Consider the following 6,820-nt stretch of genomic DNA (forward strand, 5'->3'; position numbering starts at 1 on the left):
CCGGCTCGCCGGCGGCCGCCGGGTGGCCGATGGCGTCCAGCGAGCAGACGCCGTACGTGGGGACGCGCAGCACCTGGCCCATGGTGGCGGCGGTGACCAGCCCCACCCGCAGCCCGGTGAACGGGCCCGGGCCGAGCCCGGCGACGATCGCGGCCAGGTCGGCCGGACGGGCGTCTGCGTCGGCGAGGACCGCGTCGACCTGCGGCGCGAGCAGCTCGCCGTGCGCGCGCGCGTCGACGATGCAGCGGTGCGCCCGGGTCGCGACGCCGTCCGCCGTGACCTCCACCAGCGCCGCGGTCACCGCGGGGGTAGAGCTGTCCACCACCAGTACGAGCACGGTAAGCCAGCCTAGTCGGCCCCGTCGTCACCGGCGGTGACGCCCCACCCGGGCGGGGCGTCACCGGGTGCGGGCCGACCGCCGGCTGTTCCCCGGCCCCGGCCGGGCGCCGCGGTCGGCACTGTTCCCCCGGCCTCGGCCGTTGCGCCGCCGGTCGGCACTGTTCCCCCGGCCCCGGCCGGGCGCCGCCGGTCAGCTCGGGGTGCGGAACTTCCGCAGGAAGGCCGGCAGGAGCCAGGGGCGTCGCCCACGGATGCGCACCTTCCCGGTGAGCACCGCCCGGGCCCGGCTGACCCGGCCGAACATCATCAGGTTGAGCGTGCCGGGATCGTGGTCGATCCGCGCGTCGGGCCGGGCGCCGGGCTCGGCGAACGACACCCGCCCCCGATGCAGGAGGAGCCGGACCGGAGCCGCGTAGGCCGAGCGGAACTCGACCACGATCGGGCGTTCGCTCGGCGGCGCGCCGCCGTCGATCAGCCGCCCGTAGCCGTGCCGGACCACCCCGGCCAGGAACAGCTCCAGGAAGAGCGCGGCGTCGCGCCCGGGAATCGGCCACGGCCGCCCGGTGGCGCGGGCGACGTCGTGGCCGTGGATGAGCAGCTCGTTGACCAGGTGCGCGCAGAGGCCGGCGAGCGGAACCCGGGCGCCGCCGAGCCAGGGCACCGTCTCGTCGGGGCGCCGGCCCTCGCAGGCGACCAGGAGCTGCTTGACGTCGGCCTGCAACCGGTCGAGCAGGACCTCCGGGTCGCGCTCGGTGAGGTGCCGGAGCAGCACGTCGTTGAAGTCCGCCACGGTGTCGACGGTGACGTCGGGAAGCTGCCCGCCGAGCCCCGGCACCGGCAGGGCGGGGTGCTCCCGGTCCACCAGGCAGACGTAGTACCACGCGAGGGAGACCACGTGGGCGAGCGTGTCGGCCACCGACCAGTGGGCGGTGGCCATCACCTGGCGTGGGGCGGCACGGACCAGGTCGACGAAGCGGTCGGTCTGGTCGGCCAGCGCCGTCCGCGCCACCCGCCACTGCTCCTCGCTGACCGTCGCCGCCATCCGCCGCCTCCCCGACCGCTGGAGGCACAGGCTACAACGGACAGTCGTGATCCGGTGACCCCGTGACACGCGACGAGGTGACGGGGACCCACTGACGACGGGAGAAAGAGCGTCGGGCGAGGCGAGGGCCCCGCCCGACGCGGGATCAGTTGGTGGGGCTGGCGGTCGGCGTCGACGGCTTGCGGCTGGTTCCGGCGTCCGTGGACCGGGTTCCCGCCACGCTCGGGCGGGCTGTCGGCTTGCCGCTCGGGCGCGGTGCGTCGATGCTGGGGCGGGCCGACGGGAGCTTCGTCGGCTTGTTCCCGGCGTTCGCCAGGAGCGCGTCGCAGTAGGCCGCGACCTTCTCCTTGTCGCCAGCCTCGGTGATCAGGGCGGTGAACGCCGGGTTCTCCAACGCCTTGCCGGGGTTGCTGCCGGCACCGGCGGTGTAGGCCCGGCACAGCCCGGTCAGGGACGGCGAGGGGCTGCCCTTCCCGGCCGACGGCGAGGCCTTGCCCTTGTCGTCCTTCGCCGGCTTGCCGTCGGCGTCAGCCGAGGCGCTCGGCTCAACCATCGGGTTGGGCAGTGCGCCGTTCGCCGCGGCGACCGCGACCCCGCCGGTGGCGGTGACGGCGAGCAGACCGGCGCCGACCTTGAGGGTGAGCAGTTTCGCGAGTGCGGTTTCAAGCATCAGGCGCTCCGTGGTCGAGGGATGAGGAGTGGACGAGTGCGTCCGGATTCCGCTGGGGGAGCGGAGGACGACCCTCGTTCCGTTTGCCTCAGCGCCGGACGTATCGGAAAACGTCACACCAGCTACGCGGAGAAACGGTGCGCCGACGGCCTGCGACCGGAAGGCATCGGTCAGCCGGCTGACCGCTCCCAGTCGACCGTCGGCAGGCCGGCGTCGGCGAGCGCCTTGTTGGCCGCGCTGAACGGACGGCTGCCGAGGAAGCCGCGCGGGTTCATCGGGCTGGGGTGGCCGGCCTCCAGCACCACGTGCCGCGGGTTGGTGACCAGCGCCGCCTTCTTGCGCGCGTAGCCGCCCCAGAGCAGGAAGACCACCCGGGTGTCCGACGCGTCGAGGGCCCGGATGGTGGCGTCGGTGAACTCCTCCCACCCCCGGTTGGCGTGCGAGCCGGGGGTGGCCTGCCGGACGGTCAGCACCGAGTTGAGCAGCAGCACCCCCTGCGCCGCCCAGCCGTCGAGGTTGCCGCTGCGCGGCTTCGGCACGCCGAGGTCCTCGCCAAGCTCCTTGAAGACGTTGCGCAGCGACGGCGGCACGCTTACGCCCTCGCGGACGCTGAAGCTGAGCCCGTGCGCCTGCCCGACCCTGTGGTAAGGGTCCTGCCCGAGGATCAGCACCCGGCAGTCACCCGGCGCGCAGAGCCGGTAGGCCGAGAAGAGGTCCTCGACCGGCGGGAAGACGGTCTGCGTCGCGTACTCCCCGGCGACGAACGCGGCCAACTCGGCGGTGCGGGCCGGGTCGAGGTGCGGGGTGAGCACGGCACGCCAGTCCTCCGGCAACAGCGCCATCAGGTCCAGGGTGGGAGCGTCGTCGGGCATCGGCAACCTTTCGCCTGTCGGGTCGGTCCCGCGCACTCTAGGCAGCGGGTACGACAGCGCTCAGCTCAGGGCGGCCAGGCGGCGCGCCCAGTCGCCGCCGACGGGCTCCAGCTCGACGACCCTGGTGTCGTCCTCGCGCCGGTCGATGCGTACCCGCAGGTGGGCGTCGACCAGCTGCTCGACCAGGCCCTCGCCCCACTCGACCACGGTCACCGACTCGTCCACCGAGGCGTCCAGGTCGAGATCGTCGATCTCGGCACGCGGGTCGGCGGCGTCGCCCAGCCGGTACGCGTCGGCGTGCACCAGGGCCACCGTGCCGCCCCGGGCCGGATCCGGCCGGTGCACCCGGGCGATGACGAAGGTGGGCGAGGTGATGTCGCCGCGCACCCCGAGGCCGGCCCCGATGCCCTGGGTGAGCGCGGTCTTGCCGGCGCCGAGCAGGCCGGTCAGCAGCAGCAGGTCACCGGCGCGCAGCAGACCGGCCAGCCGGCGCCCGAACTCGTGGGTGTCCGCGACCGTCGGCAGCTTCACCAGCACGCTCACAGCGCCTCCAGGAACCGGATCAGCGCCTCGTTGACGTCGTCGGCGTGCTCCAGCATCACCACGTGCCCGCTGTCGTGGATCTTGATGAACTCGGCGTGCGGCAGCCGCCGGACGATCTCCTCGGAGTGCGTCACCGGGGTGATCATGTCCTTGTCCCCCACCACCACCAGGACCGGCGTGTCGGCCAGCGCGGCGAGCGCCGGGAACCGGGAGTGCGTCGCCAACGTCCGCAGGTAACGGGTCACCGTGTCGGCGGAGGTGCGCGAGTTCATCTTCTCCACGTACGACACCAGCGCCGGGCTCGGCTTGCGGGTGCCGAACCCGTACTTGCGGGTGAGCAGCCAGGCGACGTTGGTGGTGGACTTCCGGGCCCGGTCGATCACCGGCCCGCCGTAGCGGGTGACGTTGCCGACCATGTAGAGCACCGGCGCGCCGACCCGGCCGAGCAGGGCCGGCGCCACCAGCTTGGTCTCGGCGAGCAGGCCGCCCGAGGTGGCCATCAGCACCGTCCCCACCACCCGGTCGCCGAACAGCTCCGGGAAGAGCTCGGCGAACGCCATGATGGTCATCCCGCCCATCGAGTGGCCGATCAGCACGAGCGGCCCCTCCGGGGCGGTCCGGTCGATCACCCGGCGCAGCGTGTGGCCGAGCGCCGCGAGGTCGTACTCGCCGGTTTCCAGCCGCCCCGACCGACCGTGCCCGGGCTGGTCGTACGCGACCACCCGGTGCTCGCCGCGCTCGGCGAGCAGCTTGCGCTGGAAGTGGAAGGTGCCCATGTCCAGGCAGAAGCCGTGCACGAGCATCACGGTCGGGTTGCCGGCCTTCGGCCGGGTCGGCTTCACCACCTCGACGTGGATGTCGGTGCCGTCGGGCAGTTCCAGCGCGAACGACTCGTCGGACCGCTGGTCGCCGAAGACCTCGTGGGCGTACGGGTCGGCGGGGTCCGCCTTGAGCTTGCGGACCAGGGCGCGTTCGGTGGCGACGCCCGCGGCCAGCCCGGCGGCGGCCACGCCGACCGCGGCCCCGACCAGTCCGGCGACCTTGCCCACGGCGGTCCGGGGCCGCGGGATGCGGTGTTTCTGAGCGCTCACGCCAGCGCCTCGCCGCCGTGCCCGATCGTCGGCCCGCTCACGGGCGCTCACCGTCGTAGACGCGGGGCACCCGGCTGCCGCCGAAGCGGGTGACGATCTCGTAGTTGATGGTGTCGACCGCCTCGGCCCAGTCGTCGGCGGTGGGTTCGCCGTCGGCGCCGCTGCCGAAGAGGGTGGCGACGTCGCCGGCGGCGACCTGGTCGTCGCCGCAGTCGAGCACGAACTGGTCCATGCAGACCCGGCCGGAGATCGTCCGCCGGGCACCGCCGAGCTGCACCGGGCCGCTGTTGGAGGCGTGCCGGGGGACCCCGTCGGCGTAGCCGAGCGGCACCACGGCCAGGTTCGCTTCCCGCTGCGTGGTGTAGGTGTGGCCGTACGAGACGCCCGAGCCGGCGGGGACCCGCTTGGTGAGCATCACCCGGGCCCGGGCGGTCATCGCCGGGCGCAGGCCGTAGCGCTCGCCGACCACCGGGGAGAGGCCGTAGACGGCCAGCCCGGGCCGGACCAGGTCGAAGTGGGTGTCCGGCCGGGTCAGCGTGGCGGCGGAGTTGGCGAGGTGCCGGTAACGCGGCCGGAGCCCGGCCTGCTCGACCATGCCCAGCCCCTCGTGGAAGACGGCGAGCTGCCGGTCGGTGGTCGGGTGGCCGGGCATGTCGGCGTAGACGAAGTGGCTCCACACCCCGACCACCTCGATCAGGCCGTCGGCCTGCGCCTTGGCGGCGGCGTCCAGCAGGGCCGGCCAGTCGGCGACGGTCGCCCCGCCCCGGGCCAGGCCGGTGTCGATCTTGAGGTGGAGCCGGGCGGGCCGCCCGGCGACCCGGCTCGCCTCGATCATCTCGTCGAGCTGGGGCAGGCTGGCGGCGCCCAGGTCGACCCCGGCCGTGACCCCCTCGTGCAGCGGCAGCCCCGGCGCGAGCAGCCAGGCGAGCACCGGCGCGGTGATCCCGGCCCGGCGCAGGGTCAGCGCCTCGTCCAGGGTGCAGACCCCCAGCCAGTCCGCCCCGGCGTCGAGCGCGGCACGGGCGGCCGGGATCATGCCGTGCCCGTACCCGTCGGCCTTCACCACCGCCATGAGTTCGGCGCCCGTGCCGGACCGGAGCCGGCTCACGTTCTCACGGATCGCATCAAGGTCGACGCGTACCTCGGCCTGCCACATGGCCCCAGCCTACTTCCGCGCTGATCAACCCGGGCCGCAGCCGTCCGGAGCGTCAGGGGAGGCGGGCCAGCACCGGGCGCAGGGCGGCCGCCACGTCGGGCGCGGTCACCGGCCCGCCCCGGGCCGCCTCCCGCCCGGCCAGCCCGTGCAGGTACGCCGCCGCGGCTGCCGCCCGCTCCGCCGCCACGCCGGCCGCGAGCAGCGAGCCGAGCAGCCCCGCCAGCACGTCGCCGGTGCCCCCGGTGGCCAGCGCCGGGGTGCCGGTCGGATTGACGTACGCCCGGCCGTCGGGCGTACCGATCACCGTGCGGTCGCCCTTGAGCAGCACCACCGCGTTCATCCAGGCGGCGAGCCGCAGCGCGGCGGCGACCCGGTCGGCGCCCGGCTCCTCCCCGCAGAGCCGGCTGAACTCCCGGTCGTGCGGGGTGACCACGATCGGGGCGTCCCGGTTGCGCAGCCGGTCGGCGAGCGAGCCGTCCACCAGCAGGGTCAGCGCGTCGGCGTCGAGCACCACCGGCACCGGCGCGGCGAGCACCGCCCGCAGCTCCCGGGCGGCCTCCGCGCCGGTGCCGAGCCCGGAGCCGCAGACCCACGCCTGGACCCGCCCGGCGTCGGCGACCCGGCCGGTGGCGATCACCGACGGGTGCTGGTGCAGCACCTCGGCGCGGGCACCGCCGGCGTAGCGGACCATGCCGGTCGGGCCGGCCAGCGCGCCGCCGACCGAGAGCACCGCCGCGCCGGGGTAGGTGGCCGAGCCGGTGGCGACCCCGACCACCCCCCGGGTGTACTTCTCCGACGTCGGGCCGAGTCGCGGCCACCAGTCGACGACGTCCGACCACTCGGTCACCCGCAGCGCCGGGCTGCCGCGCAGCCACGGCTCCAGCCCGATGTCGACCAGCTCCACCTGCCCGGCGAGCGCGGCGGCCGGCCCCACCACCAGCGCGGGCTTCAACGCCCCGAACGCCACCGTCACGTCGGCGCGCACCGCGCTGGGCCGGCCGGCGGCGGTCAGCGGCACGTGCCCGGTGTCGACCGCCACCCCGCTCGGCACGTCGACCGCGACCACCGTCGCCCGGGCGCCGTCGCGGCCGCAGTGCCGCACCAGGC

At 75.0% G+C, this 6,820-nt stretch carries 8 protein-coding genes; all 8 read right to left on the bottom strand.

From position 1 onward, the window contains the following. On the bottom strand, positions 1 to 337 hold a 337-nt coding region (gene tsaB, locus NCC78_RS25385; protein ID WP_250797568.1), incomplete at its 3' end, for a tRNA (adenosine(37)-N6)-threonylcarbamoyltransferase complex dimerization subunit type 1 TsaB. Positions 338 to 529: 192 nt separating this feature from the next. Then, positions 530 to 1,381, bottom strand: coding sequence for a maleylpyruvate isomerase family mycothiol-dependent enzyme (locus NCC78_RS25390; protein WP_250797571.1), 852 nt, complete (start codon positions 1,379 to 1,381; stop codon positions 530 to 532). Between the two features lie 145 nt (positions 1,382 to 1,526). Beyond that, positions 1,527 to 2,051, bottom strand: coding sequence for a hypothetical protein (locus tag NCC78_RS25395; protein WP_250797573.1), 525 nt, complete (start codon positions 2,049 to 2,051; stop codon positions 1,527 to 1,529). A 170-nt stretch (positions 2,052 to 2,221) separates the two neighbouring features. Continuing rightward, complete coding sequence (ung, locus tag NCC78_RS25400) at positions 2,222 to 2,923, bottom strand: uracil-DNA glycosylase (protein WP_250797575.1); 702 nt, start codon at positions 2,921 to 2,923, stop codon at positions 2,222 to 2,224. Between the two features lie 60 nt (positions 2,924 to 2,983). Further along, complete coding sequence (tsaE, locus tag NCC78_RS25405) at positions 2,984 to 3,466, bottom strand: tRNA (adenosine(37)-N6)-threonylcarbamoyltransferase complex ATPase subunit type 1 TsaE (protein ID WP_250797581.1); 483 nt, start codon at positions 3,464 to 3,466, stop codon at positions 2,984 to 2,986. Beyond that, positions 3,463 to 4,536 (bottom strand): alpha/beta fold hydrolase, encoded by a 1,074-nt coding sequence (locus NCC78_RS25410; RefSeq protein WP_372495203.1) that lies wholly within the window; start codon positions 4,534 to 4,536, stop codon positions 3,463 to 3,465. The genes tsaE and NCC78_RS25410 overlap by 4 nt, the downstream gene beginning before the upstream one ends. 58 nt (positions 4,537 to 4,594) lie before the next feature. After that, on the bottom strand, positions 4,595 to 5,713 hold the full coding sequence (alr, locus tag NCC78_RS25415; protein ID WP_250797586.1) for an alanine racemase: 1,119 nt from the start codon (positions 5,711 to 5,713) through the stop codon (positions 4,595 to 4,597). Between the two features lie 52 nt (positions 5,714 to 5,765). Further along, a partial coding sequence (locus tag NCC78_RS25420) for an NAD(P)H-hydrate dehydratase (RefSeq protein WP_250797588.1) occupies positions 5,766 to 6,820 on the bottom strand: 1,055 nt, incomplete at its 5' end.

Source organism: Micromonospora phytophila, from assembly GCF_023656545.1.
Lineage (GTDB): Bacteria > Actinomycetota > Actinomycetes > Mycobacteriales > Micromonosporaceae > Micromonospora > Micromonospora phytophila.